Here is an 18590-nt window from a genome sequence, read left to right as displayed (position 1 = left end):
GAATCCACCACAACGATTCGCATGAGTCGGGCCGGACCATAAGCACACCGGCATCTATCGTATGCCCGGAATTGTCGCTTGAGATTAGAGACGCGCGCTACGGCCGACCTAAGAGCTACACCAGCATATGCAAGCTTCCAACCAGCTATAAGGACTGCGGGTCGCCGCATCGGCTGTTTGAACGGATACGGGCGTCAGGCGGGCCAGCACCGGGTGGGTCGGCGGGCACGGCATGGGCTGCCGAGTACTGCGGTACCAGCCCGCCGATGAGGCCCGGGATGCCTTAACGTCCGAGCCCTGGCACTCACCGCAGAGGCTCTCGTCCGCGCTCTCGGTCAAGCACATTCGCCTCATACCTTCGTGCCATCTATACCTCGGGCCGCTATTGGCCCTAGAATCACACACGGTGTCGCTGATTCGTCCTACTGCGTGATCGGTGAGCTTAGATGGCCGATCGGACTCGGGGGAGCGCGTGGCAAAACTTCGGTTCAATTGCTATCTACTTCGTGACGGACTTAGTGAGCCCGTACTTGCGCTGCGTGCCAAGTATCGCCCCGGCGGCAGTCAACCGATGGATCCCCTCCCCGTAACCGGTAGCGCCCCAGTTGGCATGGTGGCCTATTTTCGCGCACGGTCGGAGAAATCCCCGCCATGGGCAAGTGCGCTCGCTGAATACTTCCCGGGGCTAAGCCAAGCGATGAATATGTCAAATCGTTTTGTCATATTCTTGCCTGTTGACGGGAGATTCTTCGCTGTCTGCTTCGGCTACGGGAGTTCTACGCTCGATTGGGCGAAAGTAGAGGCAAACTTTGGCTTGAGGTTCGCGGCGAGACGGCTAGAACCAGACGGTTTGAGCGATTTTCGCAGCCGTCGTGTCGGTGCATCCAGCCGAACTCAGTCCGTCCAAATACCATTTGGCGGTGGACTACGAGACTTTGATGTTCCGCTCGACGGAGAGTTCGTGCGAAAGCTCGCAGGAAGGCTCAACTCAGACGGAATTGAAATTGGTGAAAGCGGAATCTTTATCGCCACAGACTCGATTGCCTTCAAAGCTGAGACGAACTTGAACGAGATCGCCGAGGCGCTTAGATCTATGCTAGAAGAGGTGGAACGGCTTCAGCCCACTGAGGAACTTCAATTCGTCGATGCGCTCGTTCCGCTGCGGTCGAAAGATCCTCTCGTCGAGGATTTGGAGACCCTGCTTGCTGCGGCGATTTTTCCAACTTCCGCGCAATCAATACGTAGGCATCTCAAAGACCAGAGACTGGCACAACTCTCTGAGTACGTGCTTGAGTTCTCACCTCCCGATTCAGTTAATATGGACACCGTAGATCATATGCAAATATTCCGCGGGAGGGATGAGGATGGGGCATCCGAAGTACTCGATTCAGCATCGCTGAGTGGGCTGGAAATAGCGCTCGGAAACATGGGCGGACGGTACGGTCGGGCGTCGCTCCGCAGTGTTCGGCTTATGGCCATCGGGGATGACGGCGAGCCGGCAAGCGGAATGATGCCACTCCGCGACTGGCTCGTATTTGAGGTTGGAACGGCCGATACACGCTACATCTTGACCCTTGGCAAATGGTTCTCGCTAGACGAGGACTATACGCAACGACTGAATTCCGATCTCAGCGAGATCGACCACGTGACTTCGATACTTGCTCTCCCCGATTGGCCTAGGCACTTGTCGGAGACTCAGTACAATGCACAGGTATCGAAGGCCGATCTACTCTGCCTAGACACGGTTGACGTCCGGCCTGGCGACGGTGATGAAGTCGAGTCGTGCGATTTCCTTCACAGAGACGGCTACCTTATCCATGTCAAAAAATACTCTGGGAGTCAGACGCTGAGTCATCTGTTCTCACAAGGCTTGGTGTCTGCTCAACTGTTGGCTAGCGACAATATCTACCGGAAGAACTTCAACGAGGCGGTTCGACAGCTGGATCCGTCATTCCTCACTACTGCTGAGGCGACACCGAAGTTCGTCACTTACGCGATTGGGCATGTGAAAAATCGGTCCCTGCCAGATGACTTGCCTACATTCAGCAAAGTGAATTTGCGCGACTTCGCGAGGAGACTGCGACTCAGTCAAGTCCGCCCATCGCTGTGTCGCATTCAGATAGTTTGAAAGAGCTAATTCTCGCCCCTCCTTAGTCTTCGCAAAGATGCTCTCTGAAATATCCGCCGTGTGGCGGCCGACCGCATGTGTTGCCTTAATCGGCGAACGTTCATTTCCACGATAACACTTCAATTGGCTCTCGATACCAGAGTCACACGGCACCGCGTTGCGCTAGGTCGAGGACCCATTCCGCCCAACGTCGCTGCCTGCAAGGCCAAAACGGCACCACGACGAGGTGCGTCGCGCTCGCGCAGATGAGGCGGTCGGGGTCATTCCCCGGGGGGCAGTGGAGGTCAATAAGACCGCGCGCCGTCTCAACGTCCTCCGATACCAGTTCGCGGTGCCATCGTGGCGGGATTGGGAAGCGTTCGTCGCTTGACGCACTGCTCACCGCTCCACCATCCACAGAGCGGCTGCCGACCACGCGTCGGTAAGGCACACGATTCCGTGCATCATCGTCAGGTCTCCCAAGGTATGGGTTCATCGGACGCGCAGTTGAGCCAGGACGGGACCAACGCTGCCGGGGTTGGCTGGTCCCGTCCCGACGTGTCACCCGACGGACCGAGCCTGCATCAGGCATCGCCGGGGGTCTCATGGCAGCCGACGCACGAGTTGTGCTGTCAACGGGCTGCCGCGCTGGCCCTTCCGGCGGTATTCAAGAGCGCGCCGTACGTTCGGCCGGCAGCGATCGATGATCGACATGCGGCTTCCAGAAGCGCCCATGCCAGCTCGTCTCCCCCAGCGCTCTCGACCCAGTACGCGGCGGCGTCGACGACTGCGATGCGCTGTAAGACGGTCAGGCGCGGCTCGTGGCGTTCCAGGACGGCTACCGCGGCAAGTCTCTGTACCGTGGTTACCTCTTCCAGTATCGGGAGGTGGTCACGAGCGTGACTCAGCCGGTGGTCGTGAAGGCCGGACTGCGTCGAACGCTGCGCGGGGACGATCGCGTCGAAAGGCATCAGACGGCCTGCCTGTCGTCCGTGCCTAGCGCGGACTGGACAGCTCGTCGCTCGCCACACGGATACGGCACTCCGCACACAACGCAGGTCGACTCGTCGACCGACGGATGCCTACCGTGACGCGCCAGGATCTCGGCGAGTGCGCCGTTGGCTTCGCGCCTAGCCTCGGCGGCGCCTGCGATCCGCGGCCGAACCGACGGTCGGTCGGCGTCGGCCCCGTTCGCTGGCTGATTCATCGCTGATGCCTCCTAGTAGTCCGCCCTCGTGATGCGACTTGAGTGGACTCCAGGAGACGGGTACGGCTGAACCTCGTTCAAGGACGTTCTGCAGACGTCCCTAGCGTCCCGCTGGCCTTGGCTACACCGTGGGCTCCGCGATAGCCCAGACTCGTTCGAAACTCTCCAGGTAAGTCGCGGTCATCGATTCCGGCCCGGTCGAGCGCAGGTGAAACACGGGCGCATGTGACGCGCCGACGCCGTAGACATGGGCATTAACGAGTACCTCGTCGTCCGCTCGGTAGAGCGAGTTGTAGAGGACGGTGGCGTGCCGTCGGATCTCCACGTTCGGCGCGTCAAGCAACGGCCGGCAGAGCACCAACGCGCTACGGACCTTCGCGCCAAGGGCGTCGTCGATGCCTTCCTCCGCGCCACGGGAGCGCACGAAGGGGCTGTCCGGGTCGCCGAACGCCATTCGCACCCGGACGCCGGCGCGTGCCCGCGAGGTGATCAGGCGCATCAGCTCGACGTCCTCGACGAGGAACAAGCCGCTGTAGACCAAGACATCGATGCGATCACGCGCGACACCGAACAACGAGCGCCACACCGTCGGCGGGACCGAACCCCGATGGGGGTAAACCGCTACCGTCTCCTGCGAAGCTCCACCGGCCAGGTGCTCTAGGTGTGGCCACAGATCGTTCTCATGCTTGCCGACCATGTCGGCCAGCCCCCAACGGTGACGAGCATGGGGGATGCGGCCGGCTACCCAACGCTGCACAGTCTTGGGATCGACGCCCAAACGAGACGCGACGTCAACGTCTCGGAGACGCGAGTCAGCGAGCGCGCGCCGCAGCGTGTCGTTCACCATTCCTCCACCGGGCGTGAGGGGACGATCGCACGCTAACAGAAGACGTCCCCAGACGTCCCTCTCCGTAGTGGAAAGGTCCGATGAGGTACCAGACACTCGGACGGCACTGAACAAGCAGCGAGAGGGCGAGGCGCGTGGGACGACCGACCGCATGGCGTGCGTACGTCCACATTGCCGAGGTGCTTCGTCGGCGGGTGTCGGACGGCACACTCTCCGCAGGCTCGCTTCTGCCGTCCGAGGCCGCGCTGAGTACTGAGTTCGGCGTCGTGCGCAACACGGTCCGCCGCGCCCTAGGAGCTCTGGAGTCCGAAGGGCTGATCGAGACGCTGCCGGGGCGCGGACGCATTGTGAAGGCGCCTGGAGCGGACTCGACACCCGGCCTGGCCTACCGACGCATCGCCGCGGACCTCCGTGGTGCGATCGAGCGAGGCGACTACAAATCCGGCGCTCATCTGCCGTCCGAATCGTCGCTGACGATGACCTACGGCGTCTCCCGAGGCACCGCCCGCCAAGCCCTCGCCGAACTGGCTACGGCCGGCCTGGTCGAGTCGATCCAAGGCAGAGGCTGGTTCGTCCGGGCCCCCTGAATGCGCTTAGGCTTGCACATGTGGGACATGTGCAGGTCGGTTGGGCGCGAGCGCTCGCGGAGTCGTTGCTAGCGGAGCCGCTGCCTCGGCGATGGGCCCACTCCCAGGGGGTCGGCGCTCAGGCCGAGACGCTCCGCTCGATCCTTGGGTCCGATGCCGATCTTCTGGTCAGCGCCGCATGGCTGCACGACATCGGATACGCGCCCTCGCTCGTCGCGACGGACTTCCATCCGATCGATGGCGCCCGTTATCTACGCGACGTAGAATACGCGGACGAGATGCTATGCCGCCTGGTTGCTCACCACACGTGCGCATGCATCGAGGCGGAGGAACGCGGACTGTCCGCTGAGATGGACGAGTTTGACGCGCCGCCCAGCGATCTTGCCGATGCACTGATCTACTGCGATATGACGACCGGCCCATCCGGCGAACGCATGGACGTATCTAACCGGCTCGCTGAAATTGATGGCCGCTACGGTCCAGATCATTTGGTGAGCCGCTCCATCCGCCGTGCGACGCCGGCCCTCGTCGCTGCGGTCAGAGCAACGGCTGATCGTCTGGGGAGACTAAGTACCGACCAGTGACCCTGCGCTATTAAGCCGACGATGCATCCGGCTATAGGTCGGCTCCGCCGAGTTTCAGTATGACGGAATTCTACCTGCGGCGAAGCGCCCGCAGCGCTATCGCTCCGATCGTCGCCGCGCCGAGGAAGACAAGCGGGGCGGCAGGGCTTCGACGCCCGTCGCGCGGCGGAGGTAACGCCTTATAATGCGCAGCTAGCTCGTCGTACGCCTCATCGACCAAAGAGATAAAACGGCGGCCATCTTCGTCCGCGACGAGTTCAAGCCAACCGCTCCGCCGGGATTCCCAGTATCGGCGGCCCTCCTCCCCCGCAAGAACCTCTTTAAGAACGCCCTTAGCTTCTCCAACAGGAAACGATTCCGACTCAATACCGAAGCGCAGAAAATTGAGGATCTGGTTAATATATGCGGACTCAGCCACCGCCTCTGCGCCGTTCGGAGGTATACCCCAGTAGGGGGCATACCTTTTTGGGTTTTCAATCACGTAGCGAATCAACTCGAAATGAAGTGTTCTATTCGCTTGCGCTCGGGCTAGGCGAATTTGTCGTGACTGTTGGCGAGTGGATACAATCACGCCAATCAGCGCGGCCCCCGAAAGAAGTGCGGATACACCGCCGTAGGCTTCGCCAACGGCGCCGACCTTTTGCCAATCAAATCCCGGTAGTTCGGCTGGTACGGTCAGGGCGATCGGGGCAGCCAGAAGCGCAATCAGCCCTAGCGTTAGAATCATACCGAGTAACACTCGGCCTATCAGGCCCCGCTTGCCACGCACATTAGACACTACGCCCCCTCAATCTCGGTAGAAGCTCTACCTATTTCTCGCATTCTTCGCCCAAATGTCATGGCTTAGGCGTTCAGAGTTGCGCACGAGCAGTCCCTGCTCATCACGGGTCCAGAACCATCCCGCGCTGTCCAGAAACTCAATCTGTACTGGCTCGGGTGAGTAATACGACCCGAGCCACTCCGAGGGCGCCGACCGTGTCAAGGTCTGGCCAGGTGGCACGAGACCGATGAACTCTGACTCGGTTTCCTCGTCGGGCCGCGCCGGCAGGGGAAGCGCGGTTTCGTAGATCGGCATGTCGCTGGCGTTGTGAACGAAGAACAACAACTCCGGCGAGCCGTCGCGTGCGTGCTTCGCCTCAACCCACGCGCTGACCTTCGCTGCCTGCGCGCGTCGAGCCTCCTCGGCATGGCTCTCCTCGCGTCGGTGCTCGCGACGAAACAGCACAAGGCCGACCCCGAACGCGCCGACGGTGCCCAGCGCCGCGAAGGCGTCCGCGCCAGCTTGAATCCAGTCGGTAACCGCCATCCGCTAGCCGAGGTACGGCGTCGGGCGTTGTTCTAGGTAGTGGCCGACGCGCAGCCTCATCGACCGATCCATCGTCAGGCCGTCGACATCGCTCGGCTTGACCCAGTGAACCTCGCGCGACTCGCTGCTCGTCGTGGGGTCGCCGCCGACGTAGCGGGCGGTGAATACGACGGAGAACTCCTGCCTGACCTCGTCGTTGCTCGTGTAGTGGATGAGGTGCTTCGGGTCGGTGTAGATGCCGACGAGCCCCGTGATCTCGCAGTCGACGCCGGTCTCTTCCTTCGTCTCGCGGACACCGCACGCGGGGAGCGATTCGCCCGGGTCCATTCCCCCGCCGGGCACGGCCCAGTTGCCGTTATCCGTGCGGAGGATCATGAGGATCTCGCCCGCGTCGTTGGTGACCACGACGTTCGCCGAGGGCACCACGCTGTTCGCAGCCGGCGCGTCCGGGTCGTCGTAGTAGTCAATCCGTGCGCCCACGCGGGCCGCCTCTCTGCTCGGCTACTCGACGCGACGGGACTCGGCCCAGACGCGTTCGAAGCTCTCCAAGTACGTGGTGACCATGCTGCCCCCTGCGACCTTGCGCAGGTGGAGCACGGGCGCGTTGCCCGCGGGTGAGCCGTAGATGTGGGTGTTGACGTAGAGCTCGTCGTCGGCCCGGTAGATGGAGTTGTAGAGCGTCGTGTCGTGCAAGCTGATCTCGACGTTGTCGCGGCTGCGTAGCGGCCGGTAGAGCGCTAGTGCGGTACGGATACGGGCGGACATCCCGTCGTCGATGCCCTCATCGGCGCCGCGTTGCGCGACGTGCGGGCTGTCCGGGTCGCCGAGTAGGAGGCGGACTCGGACGCCTGCGTCGGCCTTATCGGCGAACAGTCGCACCATGCCGTTGTCGTCCGCGAGGAACGTGCCTGCGTAGACCAGCACGCTGATCTCGCTCTCGGCCGTCCGGAAGAGCCGGCCCCACGAATCACGCGGCACCGCCCAGCGGTGCGGGTAGACCGTGACGATTTCGCTCTCCGACGCGTCCGCAGCCTGCTCAGGAGTGAGCGCGTCCGGCCACAGATAGTTCTCGTCGAGCCTAAGCAGCGCAGCGACGAGGTACCGATGGCGCCGGTAGGGAATGCGCGCTTGGGTGACCCAGCGCTCCGCGGTCTTCGGATCGACGCCGGCCACCGCGGCGACGCTGTCGGGGGTCAATCCCTGCTCTAACAGTGCTGCCCGCAGCCGCTCGTTTGCCATTGCCCCCGGAACTCGTCCCTAGACGTCGCTAGACGCGCTCACGCTAGCGAGACGTCTTGCACACGTCTAGTCACGTGGTGAAGTCGTCCCCCTCTTTTGGCGGATTCTCGTTCACGTCCAGCCGAGAGGAACGGACGCGATCAACCCCAGGAAATGAGCGCAGAGAATGCGCTCTATCCCTGGCAGATCGAGTTCTTGCACATACTCAGACATGTTCGCTTTCTCTCGGCAGCTCCTTCGAAAGGAAGCCGCCGTGAACACCCTCGAATTAGGACTCCCGATCCGTCCGCTCTGCCCGTGTGCGCGCCCGACCGAGTCGCACCGCGACCAGTGCCGTAAGTGCCTCGGCCGCGCTCGCTGGATCCGCCGTCACGCCGGCCGGAGGAACCGCCGGCCCGACGCCGACGAAGCCTGACTAACCCCACTCGTAAAGGAGGCCGTTCTGTTGGTTCTGACTCTCTCTGCCGTCCTCGTGCTCGGCACACTCGTCATGTTCCTCATCCGCTACGCCGGCCTGCGCGTCTGGCACGCGATCCTCTGCACCCTGTTCGGCTTCTACCTCGCGACCTCGGCCGCCGCGCCGTTCGTCCGCGAAGCAGTCGCCACCGTCCTTCGGTTCCTGTCCTGAGCGCCGACACCAAGGCGCCGGATACGACGCGACGGGACTGGTGGGTGATGGGCGGCATGGTCGTCTCGGCCGCATCCGCCGCGGTGGCGAGCTTCTCCGGACTCCGGGGTCTGGCCGACGCTTCGGGATGGGCGCCTGAGTTGGCCTGGCTGTTGCCGGTCACGGTCGACGCCTACGCCACCACATCCGCCCGGGTCTGGCTCGCCGCCTCGACGCGGTCGGCCGAGGCTCGACGGTTCGCCCGAGCGAACGCACTCGGTGCGATCACGGTCAGCATCGCTGGCAACGCCGTCTACCACGCGGCCGAGACCGGACTCCTTGAGATCACTTGGCCGGTCGTCGTTGTGGTCGGTGCCATCCCGGCCGCCGTGCTCGGCCTTACCTCCCACCTGCATGCACTCCGATCGCGGCCCCCATCCGAACCCATGAGTACGGGTCCGGTCTCCAACGAGTCGGCCTCTGACGAACTGGCCCGCATCGACGGTTCGAACGGAGCCGATCCGTCCGCCCTACCGAATCCCGTCGAGCCCGGCTGGCCGGTCCGCCGGACTCCCGAGCGGCCCCGGTCGAACAACGATCTGCTCGCTGCCGCCCGACTCGCGGACCGGCGGTACCGCGTCGAGCACGACGGCCGGCCGATCACCCGCGATGCGCTCCGCGCAGCGCTGCACATCGGCGGACGCCGAGCCACCGAACTCCGTCGGCAGCTCGCCGAACTCCCCGCCGGACCCACCGAGTCCGACCCGGTACCGGCCGTCCATGTCCCCGAACGAGAGGAGAACGATGACGCCTGAGCCCGACGAGAACACGCGCCTACGCGCCGCACTGACCGAGACGCGTCTGCGCTACGCCTTCCTACTTGCTGCCGCCCGCTCGACGCTGGCCGCTGACCGGGACGGCGAACCGGACCCGCTGTACTACCTGCGCGACGAACTCTCGGCGAACCCGAGCCTGCCCCCGTACTTGGACGCACGATGAGGCGCCGCGACTACCGCCGCGCTCGTCGGCAACTCCGCCGCCGGTACGGCACTCGGACCGCGCCGGTCGTACTTATCGACGAGCCGTATCCAGGCGCCGGACTCGCCGCCGCCGGACGGATCCTCTTTCGGTACCGATCCGAACTCGCACCCTTCGCACTCGCCGCTACGGCCGGACTCGTCGCGCTCTTCCTGCATACGAGGCACCCGGGTTGGTGGCCCGGCCTTATTGTCGCCACGGTCCTCGGTACGGCAGCCGTCGCCTGGCTCGGTCGGCGTTGGCTGCCGCGACTGATCGAACGCGCCTACGCGGCCGGCGTCGTATTCGCCACCGGTACCTGGGTGGTACTCGCGACCGTCTACGGACCGGGCGCCGGACCGCTGCCCAAGGTTCTCGGACTCGGCACGATCGTGGCCGGGGTTCCGTGGTGGTGGCACCGACGGCGCCGCGCTCGGGTCCAGGTCGAGCGGACTCTGGAGGCATGGCCAGAGGTCGGCGAACAGGTCGGGCTCGCCGGTTCACGGGTGATGTCAGCGCTTGTCGATGCGTGGGGGTGGCGAGCCCGCATCGCGCTTCGCAAGGGGCAGACCGTTGCTGATGCGCTCAACCGCCTACCAGCGCTCGAATCCGGGCTCGGCACTCGGCCGGGTGCGCTCCGGATCGAGGCCGACCCACACCGCGCCGATCACGTGCTGCTGCGCGTTCTCAACCGCGATCCGCATGCCGAGCCGCTGCCCTGGCCCGGGGGCACGGCGCGCAGCATCAATGAGCCCGCCGAACTCGGCATCTACGAGGACGCCGGCCCGGTGCGCGTCTCGCTGCTGCGTCGGCATGGCCTCATCGGTGGTGTGGCCGGCTCCGGCAAGAGCGGAGTACTAAACGTCGTCCTCGCGATCCTCACGGGCTGTCGGGACGTCGTGCTCTGGGGCATCGACCTCAAGGGCGGCATGGAACTACAGCCGTGGGGACGCTGCCTCGACCGGCTCGCTACCACGCCAGGCGACGCCGCCGAGCTGCTCGCCGATGCCGTCCGCGTCCTCGACGCACGCGCCGCTGATCTCGCCCGGCGCGGCGCACGTGTCTGGGAACCCTCGCACGACCGGCCGGCGCTGGTGATCGTCGTCGATGAGTACGCCGAACTTGACGACGAAGCACTCCGCTACGCCGACTCGCTCGCCAGGCGAGGACGTGCGCCTGCGGTGACGCTGCTCGCCGCGACGCAGAGGCCGACACAGGACGCGATGGGTAACGGCGCTGTCCGCTCGCAGATGGACGTTCGTATCTGCCTCCGCGTCTGTGAGCGCCGAGACGTTGATCTGGTCCTCGGACAAGGCATGCTCGCCGCTGGATGGAACGCACACACCCTCGACGCGGCCGGGGCGATACCTCGGCGGGCGCCCGCCATACGGCTACCGGCTCGGCGACGCCGGACCACACCCCAATCCCGCCAAGGCCGGCGACGGTAAGCGGCTCCACGTGCTGGAGATCGACCCACTCGCCGCACCCGTCGTCCAGCGGATCTACGCCGAGTTCCTCGACGGCAGCGGCTTCTACGCCATCGCGCAGGGACTCACGCGGGACGGCATCCCGTGCCCATCTGCCCACGACCGAGCGCGCAACAGCCACCGGAGCGGCATCGCCTGGAGCAAGTCCGCGGTCCGCGTGATCCTCCTGAACCCTCGGTATACCGGTCGCGAGGTCTGGAACAAGCAACGTAAAGACGAGGTACTGATCGACGTCGAGGACGTCGCTCTCGGCCACGAGACCAAGATGCGCTGGAACGACCAAGGCGCCTGGGTCCACTCCGCCAAGCCGACACACCCGGCGATCATCAGCCCGGAGACATTCGAGCGCGTGCAGATGCTCGTCGCCGCCGGCGCGAAGCGACCCGGAGTCAGGAAGACCCGCACGACGCACCGGACCTACCTCTTTGCGGGCATGATCCGGTGCGGCCTCTGCGGGCGCGTCATGCAGGGCAACTTCAACCACGACCGCCCGCACTATCGGTGCCGCTATCCCGGCGACTACGCCGCAGCGAACCACGTCGAGCACCCGAAGGCGCTCTACCTCCGAGAGGACGCCCTCGCCGGCCCGGTCGACGAGTGGCTCGCCCAAGCGTTCGCACCCGCACGCCTGACCGAGACACTTACCGCGATTAGCGAGTCTCAGCGCAGTGACGCGGACGATGCGGCGCTCGCTGCTGCCAGGGAAACGATCCAGTCGTGCGGACAGCGACTCCAGCGCTACCGCGCCGCGCTCGAAGCAGGCACCGACGCCGTTCTCATCCAGCAGTGGACGGCCGAAGTCCAGGCCGAACGTGTCCAGGCCGAGGCGAAGATCCGCGAGTTGAGCGGCCGTCAGCGGATGACCACCGAGGAAATAGATTCGCTGGTCAGCGCCTTAGGTGGCATCCGGGCCGTGCTGCTCAACGCAGACCCCATCGACCGCATGCGCGTCTACCGGAGTCTGAACCTGGAGATGACGTACCACCCTGGCCGGAAGAGCGTCACGGCCGAAGCACGGCCCGAAAGCCGTGTGCATGATTGTGTCCGAGGGGGGACTTGAACCCCCACGCCCTTTCGGGCACTAGCACCTCAAGCTAGCGCGTCTGCCATTCCGCCACCCGGACGCGGGACCGCCTTGCGGCGTCCGCTGCGAGAACCTTACCTAATGGCCAGACCAACTCCCAAGTCGGCCCACACCGATGCGATTATCGAACCCCCGTTCTACTGTCGAACGGCTCAGAGGCTCTCGAAACCACGGCCGGCCGCGACCGGACGCCACCCTTCCCCTCCGGCTGGCCAGCACATTCCTTACCCGTCCAGGCCGGTCGCCGCCGCGACCGGTCGACGTGGTCGCGGCGGTGCCGCCCGGTTCACCCCCGCTGGGTGGCCAGCCATGGACGCCTGCACTCGAGGTCGGTCCACCGCGCCGCGGGGCGACGGCGACCTCACGGCTCCAGGCCGACGGACCTCAACCGGTTCGTGAGCTCCTCCAGCGTCCTCAGCTCCGCCTTCAGCGCGCGGCGACCGTTCGGCGTGAGCTTCAGCCACGTCCGCGGACGCTTTCCCTCGTAGCCCTTGGTGACGTCGACCAGCCCGGCATCCACCAGGACCTGTACGTGACGGTTCAGGTTCCCGTCGCTGAGGTGCAGCTCGTCGCGCATGGTCGCGAAGGCGCATTCGGGGATCTCGGCGAGGATGACCAGGATCCCCAGGCGCACCCTCTGATGAATGGTGTCATCGAGCTCCACCGCCGGGTGCGGCGGAGCCTGCGGCATCGCCGCACCCGGCGATGCCACAGGCTCCCCGCTCACGTCCCCTGCCCGCGGAGGCGGACAGCTCGGTACGCGCCGACCAGCACCAGCGGCAGGGCCATGACCACCACGGCCGGAGCGGGGCGATCCAGGCCGAACCCGAGCTGACCACCCAGCCCCGGCCCCGACCCACCCGACAGCACCCAGTCCTGCCACCCGAGCAGCCCTCCGACGAACCCCGTAGCACAGAACTGCCAGGCCAGACCGCCCATCCACAGGCCCGCGGCCGCTATCCCCAGGCTGCGCTCGGCGACTCCCAGAGCGACCGCCGCCAGTGCCACACTCATCAGCGGGGTGAGGAGCCCCTGCCACCAGTCGAACGTGAAGCCGGGCGTGCCGGTCGGCGCGGCGAACAACAGCAGCAGGGCCAGCAATCCCGTTCCTCCGGCAACGACCGGCATCCGCCAGTTCACCCGCACGCCCGCACGGTTCTCGCGATAGCGATACCAGCGGGCGACGAAGACGAAAGCGAGGGGAACCGCCACCAGCCAGAAGGCATACGAGAGCACCGAGGAGCGCTGCCGGTCGGGCAGACCTGCCCAGAACGGGTACTGCACGGTCCCCCCGTTGATCGCCGACGAGAACGGGTGCCGGTAGAGCGCGATGCTCGCCAGCGGGACCGCGGCGAGCACCAGGGCCGGCAGCCACGCACCGCCGTGGGCCAGCCGCCGGCCTCTGGCTTTCAGCTGATTCATCTCCGCCAGTACGGCGGCCGAGCGAGAAGCGTCCGTGACACACCTCTGCTTTCCAAATCGCTTTGGATTACAGAGTCATTTACTCGGGCGCCGCTGTCAACCGCCGCGAGCGAACTTGGAGGAACGCTCCTGCCACCACTCCGAACACGATTCCCGGTACCGCGCCGAGCAACGGCCGCGATGCGAACGCCAGGCCGCCCAGCCACCCCAGTCCACTGATGTAGATCGCCCACAACACGCCGGCCACCGTCGTGCTCAGGCCGAACGTCCGCCTGGGGAACCTGAGCCAGCCCGCGGCGAGCGTCGTCGCCGTACGTCCGCCGGGAAGGAAGTGACCCACCACCAGGGCCAGGCCGCCCCAGCGCCCCACGGCGCGTCGAGCGGTGGCGAACGCGGCGCCTACGGCGCCTTTCTTCGGCGGGCCCAGCCACCCGGTCGCCCGCCGCCCGAGCGCGTACGAGATCCAATCGCCGACGACGGCGCCGAGCGCCGCACTCGTCACCAACGGCGCGAGGCTGGGCGCGCCACCGATGGAGAGAGCGCTGAGGCAGATGACGAGGGAGTCCGATGGCAGGAACGTGAAGACACCGTCGGCGGCGACGAACAGCACGACGACGGCGTAGATCCAGGGCGATCCGGCGAGGTGCAGGGCGTGTTCGAGCATGCGAGGGAGCTCCGTCCACAGGCGAGTAACTACCTGCAAACAATGATTTGCACGTGCTTCAACTCGGGCAATGCGGGAACACCCGGAGATCGACCCCTAGGAGGCGCCCCATGGTGCAGCTCGCCGGAGCGAATCCGGCGCAGTCCGGGATCCGCTCCGGCATTCGGACGTCGCCCCGGGGCCACCTCCCCCACCGACTCCCCCGTGGCGGACAATGAAGCGTGACCGAACCCCTGACCCGGACCTACAAGCTCCGCAGCGGACGAATCACCCCGGGTCAGCAGCGAGCACTCGACTCCTTCGCCGACCGATTCGCCATCCCGCCCGGCGACGTCCTCCTCGACCTGCCCGCCCTCTTCCAGCGCGAAGCCCCGGTCGTCCTGGAGATCGGCTTCGGCATGGGCGGCACCACCCTGGAGATGGCCCGCGCCGACCCGTCGACCTGCATCATCGCGGCCGACGTGCACGTGCCCGGCGTGGGTGCGCTGCTCCGGGGCCTGCACGAGCAGGACCTCGACAACGTGCGCGTCCTCCACGGCGACGGCGCCGAGCTCCTCGCCCGGCGGATCCCCCCGGCGAGTCTGGCCGGGATTCGTCTCTACTTCCCCGACCCGTGGCCGAAGGCCCGGCACGTCAAGCGCCGTCTCGTCGACGCCCGTTTCGCCGCGTTGGCGGCCTCGAAGCTGGCTCCCGGCGGCCGGCTGCACTGCGCTACCGACTGGGCGCCCTACGCGGCCCAGATGGTGGAGGTCCTCGACGCCGAGCCGGGGCTGGTGCTCGAGTACGGCGGGCCGGTGGAGCGGCCGGAGTGGCGGCCGGTCACCAAGTACGAGGCCCGCGGCCGGGCCAAGGGTCACGAGGTCGCCGACATCTTCGCGGTCCGGAACGGCTGAGCGACCCCCGCCTGCGGGCGGCGCTGCGACGCCACGGCCCCGTGGGTCAGTGAGCCTTGCGCCGATGAACCGTCAACGTCACCACCAGCACGATCACCGCTCCCACGAGTAGGCCGAGGATCCCGCTGGCCACGGTGTTCACCACCCACCCCACCACCGGATTCAGGCCCTCCTCCAGGTGGTGCACCACGTCGTACAGCACGTGCAGACCCAGCTCGTCCGTCCCCACCAGCAGGATGTGCCCACCTACCCACAGCATCGCCGCCGTCCCGACCACGGTCAGCACCGTCAGCACGATCGGCATCGCCTTCACCAGGCCGCGGCCGAAGGCCGCCACTCCCCCGGACCTCCCGGCCAGCCGCAGGCCGGCGTCGTCCATCTTGACGATCAGCCCGACGGCGCCGTAGACGACGACGGTCATCACCAGCGCGACGATCGCGAGAATCACCAGGCGGGACCAGAACGGCTCGTCGATCACCTCGTTGAGCGTGATCACCATGATCTCGGCCGACAGGATCAGGTCGGTGCGCACCGCGCCCGAGACCAGCGCCTTCTCGTCCTTCGCAGCGCCGCCCTCCTCGCCGGAATGACCCGCGATCTTCGCCCACACCTTCTCCGCGCCTTCGAAACACAGGTAGGCGCCACCGAGCATCAGGATCGGCGTCAGCAGGCCGGGGAGGAACTGGCTGAGGAGCAGCACCACCGGCAGGATGATCAGGTACTTGTTGCGCAGCGACCCCAGCGCGATGCGCTTGATGATCGGCAGCTCCCGCTCGGCCGCCAGCCCCTGCACGTACTGCGGCGTCACCGCCGCGTCGTCGATGACGACGCCGGCCGCCTTGGTGCCGGCCTTCGCCGCGGCGGCGCCGATGTCGTCGACGGACGCGGCCGCGGCGCGAGCCAGCACCGCGACGTCGTCCAGCAGGGCAACCAGTCCACCGGCCACGGGCAGTCCTTCCAGAGATTCGAGCAGCTCATTGTCCCAGTGAGCCCGGAAGAGCAGGTGGTTGCAGGCCACCACGTGTCCAATCGCTGAACAAGCGGGCCGACCTCTGGAAACCGGGAAATCACCCCGGCACGATCCAGGCGTGGACCTTCGTGCGCTCGGCAACACCCCGCAGGACTTCGCTCGCGACCTGCTCAGCAACCTCTACTACGAACGCGGCACGACCGTGGAGTCGGCCAGCGCTCAGGACATGTACGACAGCCTCGCGCGAACGGTCCGGGACCGGCTCGCCGAGCGGCGCGCGCGTACCGCGGCCGCGCATTACCAGGCCAACCCGCGCTGGCTCTACTACCTGTCCGCCGAGTACATGCTCGGCCGTCAGCTGGAGCAGAACCTGCTCTACACCGGCACCACCGACCTGGCCCGCGAGGCCGTGCCCGACTTCGACACGACCGCCGCGCAGGACGTCGAGCCCGGCCTCGGGAACGGCGGCCTCGGCCGCCTCGCGGCCTGCCTGCTCGACTCGCTCGCGACGATGGACCTGCCGGCCGTCGGTTACGGCATCCGGTACGACCTGGGCATCTTCAAGCAGGATCTGGACGCCGGTGGGCAGGTCGAACGCCCCGACGACTGGGCGTTCCAGGGCAACCCGTGGGAGTTCCCGGCCCCCGACGACAACCAGGTCGTCGGCTTCTACGGCAAGGTCACGTCCGTCGACGGGCGTCGCGAGTGGGAGCCCGCGGAGACCGTGCTCGGCGAGCCGAGCCACATGCTGGTGCCGGGCTACGGCACCGACACCGTGAACATCGTCCGGCTGTGGCGCGCCCGGGCCGCGCAGGGCTCGTTCGACCTCACCCGGTTCGCGCACGGCCAGTACGCCGAGGCCGTCGCGGACGTCGTCCGCTCGGAGAACATCAGCAAGGTCCTGTACCCGGACGACAGCACCGACCTCGGCCGGGAGCTGCGCCTCAAGCAGCAGTACTTCCTGGTCTCCTGCTCGCTGCGCGACATCATCCGGCGGTTCTCCTTCCGCAACGACGGCAATTGGGACGAGTTCGCCGCCAAGACGACGATCCAGCTGAACGACACGCACCCGGTGCTGGCGATCCCGGAGCTCATGCGCCTGCTGGTCGACGAGTACGAGCTGGACTGGGACCGGGCCTGGCGGATCACCCACGACACGTTCGGGTACACGTGCCACACGCTGCTGCCCGAGGCGCTGGAGACGTGGCCGGTGGCGACGATCGAGAACCTGCTGCCCCGCCACCTCGAGATCATCTACGAGATCAACGCCCGGTTCCTGGCCGAGGTGTCGGAGCGGTTCCCCGGAGACGTCGCTCGGATCCAACGGATGTCGCTGGTCCAGGAGGAGCCCGAGCGGCGGATCCGGATGGCGAACCTGGCCGTCGTCGGGTCGCGGGCGGTGAACGGCGTCGCCGCCCTGCACTCCCAGCTGCTCGCCGAGACGACGCTGCGCGATTTTGCCGAGCTGTGGCCGGGGCGCTTCCACAACGTCACCAACGGCGTGACCCCGCGGCGGTTCGTCAAGATCGCCAATCCGGCACTGTCGGACCTGATCAGCTCGGCGCTCGGCAGCGACGCCTGGCTGCGTGACCTCTCGCTGCTGCAGGGGCTGGAGCCGTTCGCCGCCGACGACGCCTTCCGCGCCCGCTGGCGCGAGATCAAGCGGGCCAACAAGCTCACGCTCGGCGTCGCGCCGGACTTCCTCACCGACGTCATCGTCAAGCGGTTCCACGAGTACAAGCGCCAGCTGCTCAAGCTGCTGCACACGATCACGCTCTACCAGCGCATTCGGGCCGGAGAGACGCCCGCGCCGCGCACGGTCGTATTCGCGGGTAAGGCCGCGCCGGGCTACTGGGCCGTCAAGGACGTCATCCGGCTGATCAACGCGGTCGCCGCGACCGTCAACAACGACCCGGCGGTCGCGCCGTACCTCAAGGTGTTCTTCCCGGCCAACTACAACGTGACGCTGGGCCAGCGGATCTACCCGGCCGCCGACCTCTCCGAGCAGATCTCGCTGGCCGGCAAGGAGGCCAGCGGCACCGGCAACATGAAGCTCGCGCTCAACGGCGCGGTCACGATCGGCACGCTCGACGGGGCCAACGTCGAGATCCGCGACCGGGTCGGCGCCGACAACTTCTTCCTGTTCGGCCTGGACGCGGCCGAGGCCGCGACCCTCCGGTCGAGCGACTACCGCCCGCGTGACTACTACGAGCGCGACGACGAGCTCCGCGCCGCCGTCGACGCGATCGGCGACGGCACGTTCGCCGGCGGCGACCGGCAGGCGTTCGGCGGCGTGCTCGCCTCCCTCCTCGATCGGGACGAGTACCTGACGCTCGCCGACTTCCGGTCGTATCTGGACGCGCAGGCCGAGGTGGAGAAGGTGTGGCTCGACGCCGAGGCGTGGACCGCGAAGTCGATCCTGAACACGGCTCGATCCGGGTACTTCTCGTCGGACCGCACGATCGCCGACTACACCCGCACGATCTGGGGCCTCGACCCGGTTCGCGTGAACCCGTGAGCCGCTGACCCGATCCACGTTCACGAACCCCTGCTGGACGCCGAGGCCGTG

General features: G+C 66.3%; 20 protein-coding genes, 1 tRNA gene and 1 pseudogene. 11 read left to right on the top strand and 11 right to left on the bottom strand.

Going from position 1 to position 18590, the window contains the following annotated elements; all coding sequences use genetic code 11:
- The first annotated feature begins 436 nt into the window (after positions 1 to 436).
- A complete protein-coding gene (locus FL583_RS06845) occupies positions 437 to 2128 on the top strand; it encodes a DUF6119 family protein (protein ID WP_142703594.1) in 1692 nt (563 codons plus the stop codon).
- A gap of 611 nt (positions 2129 to 2739) precedes the next feature.
- Here FL583_RS06845 and FL583_RS06840 read toward each other — a convergent pair.
- On the bottom strand, positions 2740 to 3078 hold the full coding sequence (locus tag FL583_RS06840) for a hypothetical protein (RefSeq protein WP_142703593.1): 339 nt from the start codon (positions 3076 to 3078) through the stop codon (positions 2740 to 2742).
- 357 nt (positions 3079 to 3435) lie between these two features.
- The gene (locus FL583_RS06835; RefSeq protein WP_142703592.1) at positions 3436 to 4161 is read right to left on the bottom strand and encodes a phospholipase D-like domain-containing protein; all 726 of its coding nucleotides are present in this window, start codon (positions 4159 to 4161) and stop codon (positions 3436 to 3438) included.
- Positions 4162 to 4295: 134 nt separating this feature from the next.
- Between FL583_RS06835 and FL583_RS06830 the strand changes: the two genes are divergently transcribed.
- Entirely contained in the window at positions 4296 to 4748 is a 453-nt protein-coding gene (locus tag FL583_RS06830; protein ID WP_142703591.1) for a GntR family transcriptional regulator, read from the top strand.
- A 20-nt stretch (positions 4749 to 4768) separates the two neighbouring features.
- Positions 4769 to 5332, top strand: a complete 564-nt coding sequence (locus FL583_RS06825) for an HD domain-containing protein (RefSeq protein WP_240746599.1) — start codon at positions 4769 to 4771, stop codon at positions 5330 to 5332.
- Positions 5333 to 5402: 70 nt separating this feature from the next.
- Here the strand turns inward: FL583_RS06825 and FL583_RS06820 are convergent, their stop codons facing one another.
- The 4 genes from FL583_RS06820 to FL583_RS06805 all read right to left on the bottom strand — a co-directional run bounded on the left by FL583_RS06820 (position 5403) and on the right by FL583_RS06805 (position 7877).
- A complete protein-coding gene (locus tag FL583_RS06820; RefSeq protein WP_142703590.1) occupies positions 5403 to 6059 on the bottom strand; it encodes a DUF6082 family protein in 657 nt (218 codons plus the stop codon).
- A gap of 78 nt (positions 6060 to 6137) precedes the next feature.
- Positions 6138 to 6638: a hypothetical protein gene (locus tag FL583_RS06815; protein ID WP_142703589.1), complete on the bottom strand. Its 501-nt coding sequence runs from the start codon at positions 6636 to 6638 to the stop codon at positions 6138 to 6140.
- 3 nt (positions 6639 to 6641) lie between these two features.
- Positions 6642 to 7118, bottom strand: a complete 477-nt coding sequence (locus tag FL583_RS06810) for an NUDIX hydrolase (protein ID WP_142703588.1) — start codon at positions 7116 to 7118, stop codon at positions 6642 to 6644.
- Between the two features lie 21 nt (positions 7119 to 7139).
- Positions 7140 to 7877 (bottom strand): DUF5919 domain-containing protein, encoded by a 738-nt coding sequence (locus FL583_RS06805; RefSeq protein ID WP_142703587.1) that lies wholly within the window; start codon positions 7875 to 7877, stop codon positions 7140 to 7142.
- Between the two features lie 445 nt (positions 7878 to 8322).
- On the opposite strand from FL583_RS06805, the gene FL583_RS06800 reads away from it, so the two are divergent.
- The 6 genes and pseudogenes from FL583_RS06800 (at position 8323) to FL583_RS06780 (ending at position 12048) form a co-directional block, all read left to right on the top strand.
- Positions 8323 to 8505 carry a hypothetical protein gene (locus FL583_RS06800; RefSeq protein ID WP_142703586.1) on the top strand — a complete coding sequence of 61 codons (183 nt, stop codon included), beginning with the start codon at positions 8323 to 8325 and terminating at the stop codon, positions 8503 to 8505.
- A gap of 47 nt (positions 8506 to 8552) precedes the next feature.
- A pseudogene (locus FL583_RS42830) lies at positions 8553 to 8903 on the top strand (DUF2637 domain-containing protein); the annotation flags it as partial.
- A 27-nt stretch (positions 8904 to 8930) separates the two neighbouring features.
- Positions 8931 to 9299 (top strand): hypothetical protein, encoded by a 369-nt coding sequence (locus FL583_RS41510; RefSeq protein WP_240746597.1) that lies wholly within the window; start codon positions 8931 to 8933, stop codon positions 9297 to 9299.
- A complete protein-coding gene (locus tag FL583_RS06790) occupies positions 9289 to 9483 on the top strand; it encodes a hypothetical protein (RefSeq protein WP_142703584.1) in 195 nt (64 codons plus the stop codon). The genes FL583_RS41510 and FL583_RS06790 overlap by 11 nt, the downstream gene beginning before the upstream one ends.
- On the top strand, positions 9480 to 10949 hold the full coding sequence (locus FL583_RS06785) for an FtsK/SpoIIIE domain-containing protein (RefSeq protein WP_142703583.1): 1470 nt from the start codon (positions 9480 to 9482) through the stop codon (positions 10947 to 10949). Before FL583_RS06790 ends, FL583_RS06785 begins: the two co-directional genes overlap by 4 nt.
- A 10-nt stretch (positions 10950 to 10959) precedes the next feature.
- Positions 10960 to 12048 (top strand): recombinase family protein, encoded by a 1089-nt coding sequence (locus FL583_RS06780; RefSeq protein WP_170323521.1) that lies wholly within the window; start codon positions 10960 to 10962, stop codon positions 12046 to 12048.
- Here the strand turns inward: FL583_RS06780 and FL583_RS06775 are convergent.
- The 4 genes from FL583_RS06775 to FL583_RS06760 form a co-directional block, all read right to left on the bottom strand.
- A tRNA-Leu gene (locus tag FL583_RS06775) sits at positions 12030 to 12112 on the bottom strand. The two genes, FL583_RS06780 and FL583_RS06775, sit on opposite strands and share 19 nt — an antisense overlap.
- A 321-nt stretch (positions 12113 to 12433) precedes the next feature.
- A complete protein-coding gene (locus FL583_RS39980; RefSeq protein WP_205751894.1) occupies positions 12434 to 12706 on the bottom strand; it encodes a transcriptional regulator in 273 nt (90 codons plus the stop codon).
- A gap of 89 nt (positions 12707 to 12795) precedes the next feature.
- Positions 12796 to 13494 carry a hypothetical protein gene (locus FL583_RS06765; RefSeq protein ID WP_142703581.1) on the bottom strand — a complete coding sequence of 233 codons (699 nt, stop codon included), beginning with the start codon at positions 13492 to 13494 and terminating at the stop codon, positions 12796 to 12798.
- Between the two features lie 79 nt (positions 13495 to 13573).
- Positions 13574 to 14158 (bottom strand): DedA family protein, encoded by a 585-nt coding sequence (locus FL583_RS06760; RefSeq protein WP_142703580.1) that lies wholly within the window; start codon positions 14156 to 14158, stop codon positions 13574 to 13576.
- Between the two features lie 221 nt (positions 14159 to 14379).
- On the opposite strand from FL583_RS06760, the gene trmB reads away from it, so the two are divergent.
- Positions 14380 to 15051, top strand: a complete 672-nt coding sequence (gene trmB, locus FL583_RS06755) for a tRNA (guanosine(46)-N7)-methyltransferase TrmB (RefSeq protein WP_142703579.1) — start codon at positions 14380 to 14382, stop codon at positions 15049 to 15051.
- 46 nt (positions 15052 to 15097) lie between these two features.
- Here the strand turns inward: trmB and FL583_RS06750 are convergent, their stop codons facing one another.
- Positions 15098 to 15997: a DUF808 domain-containing protein gene (locus FL583_RS06750; RefSeq protein WP_142703578.1), complete on the bottom strand. Its 900-nt coding sequence runs from the start codon at positions 15995 to 15997 to the stop codon at positions 15098 to 15100.
- Between the two features lie 142 nt (positions 15998 to 16139).
- On the opposite strand from FL583_RS06750, the gene FL583_RS06745 reads away from it, so the two are divergent.
- Complete coding sequence (locus tag FL583_RS06745; protein WP_205751893.1) at positions 16140 to 18539, top strand: glycogen/starch/alpha-glucan phosphorylase; 2400 nt, start codon at positions 16140 to 16142, stop codon at positions 18537 to 18539.
- The last annotated feature ends 51 nt before the right edge of the window (positions 18540 to 18590 follow it).

Source organism: Cryptosporangium phraense (genome assembly GCF_006912135.1).
GTDB lineage: Bacteria > Actinomycetota > Actinomycetes > Mycobacteriales > Cryptosporangiaceae > Cryptosporangium > Cryptosporangium phraense.
The sequence above is the reverse complement of the archived record's forward strand: the minus strand, read 5'-3'. Positions and strand labels throughout refer to the sequence as shown.

What these genes read in the sequence shown, in the direction of transcription:
- FL583_RS06820 (WP_142703590.1), bottom strand. Translation starts at nt 6,059, where the DNA reads ATGATTCTAACGCTAGGGCTGATTGCGCTTCTGGCTGCCCCGATCGCC.
- FL583_RS06805 (WP_142703587.1), bottom strand. Translation starts at nt 7,877, where the DNA reads ATGGCAAACGAGCGGCTGCGGGCAGCACTGTTAGAGCAGGGATTGACC.
- FL583_RS06785 (WP_142703583.1), top strand. Translation starts at nt 9,480, where the DNA reads ATGAGGCGCCGCGACTACCGCCGCGCTCGTCGGCAACTCCGCCGCCGG.
- FL583_RS06765 (WP_142703581.1), bottom strand. Translation starts at nt 13,494, where the DNA reads ATGAATCAGCTGAAAGCCAGAGGCCGGCGGCTGGCCCACGGCGGTGCG.
- FL583_RS06790 (WP_142703584.1), top strand. Translation starts at nt 9,289, where the DNA reads ATGACGCCTGAGCCCGACGAGAACACGCGCCTACGCGCCGCACTGACC.
- FL583_RS41510 (WP_240746597.1), top strand. Translation starts at nt 8,931, where the DNA reads ATGAGTACGGGTCCGGTCTCCAACGAGTCGGCCTCTGACGAACTGGCC.
- FL583_RS06835 (WP_142703592.1), bottom strand. Translation starts at nt 4,161, where the DNA reads ATGGTGAACGACACGCTGCGGCGCGCGCTCGCTGACTCGCGTCTCCGA.
- FL583_RS06840 (WP_142703593.1), bottom strand. Translation starts at nt 3,078, where the DNA reads ATGCCTTTCGACGCGATCGTCCCCGCGCAGCGTTCGACGCAGTCCGGC.
- FL583_RS06815 (WP_142703589.1), bottom strand. Translation starts at nt 6,638, where the DNA reads ATGGCGGTTACCGACTGGATTCAAGCTGGCGCGGACGCCTTCGCGGCG.
- FL583_RS06760 (WP_142703580.1), bottom strand. Translation starts at nt 14,158, where the DNA reads ATGCTCGAACACGCCCTGCACCTCGCCGGATCGCCCTGGATCTACGCC.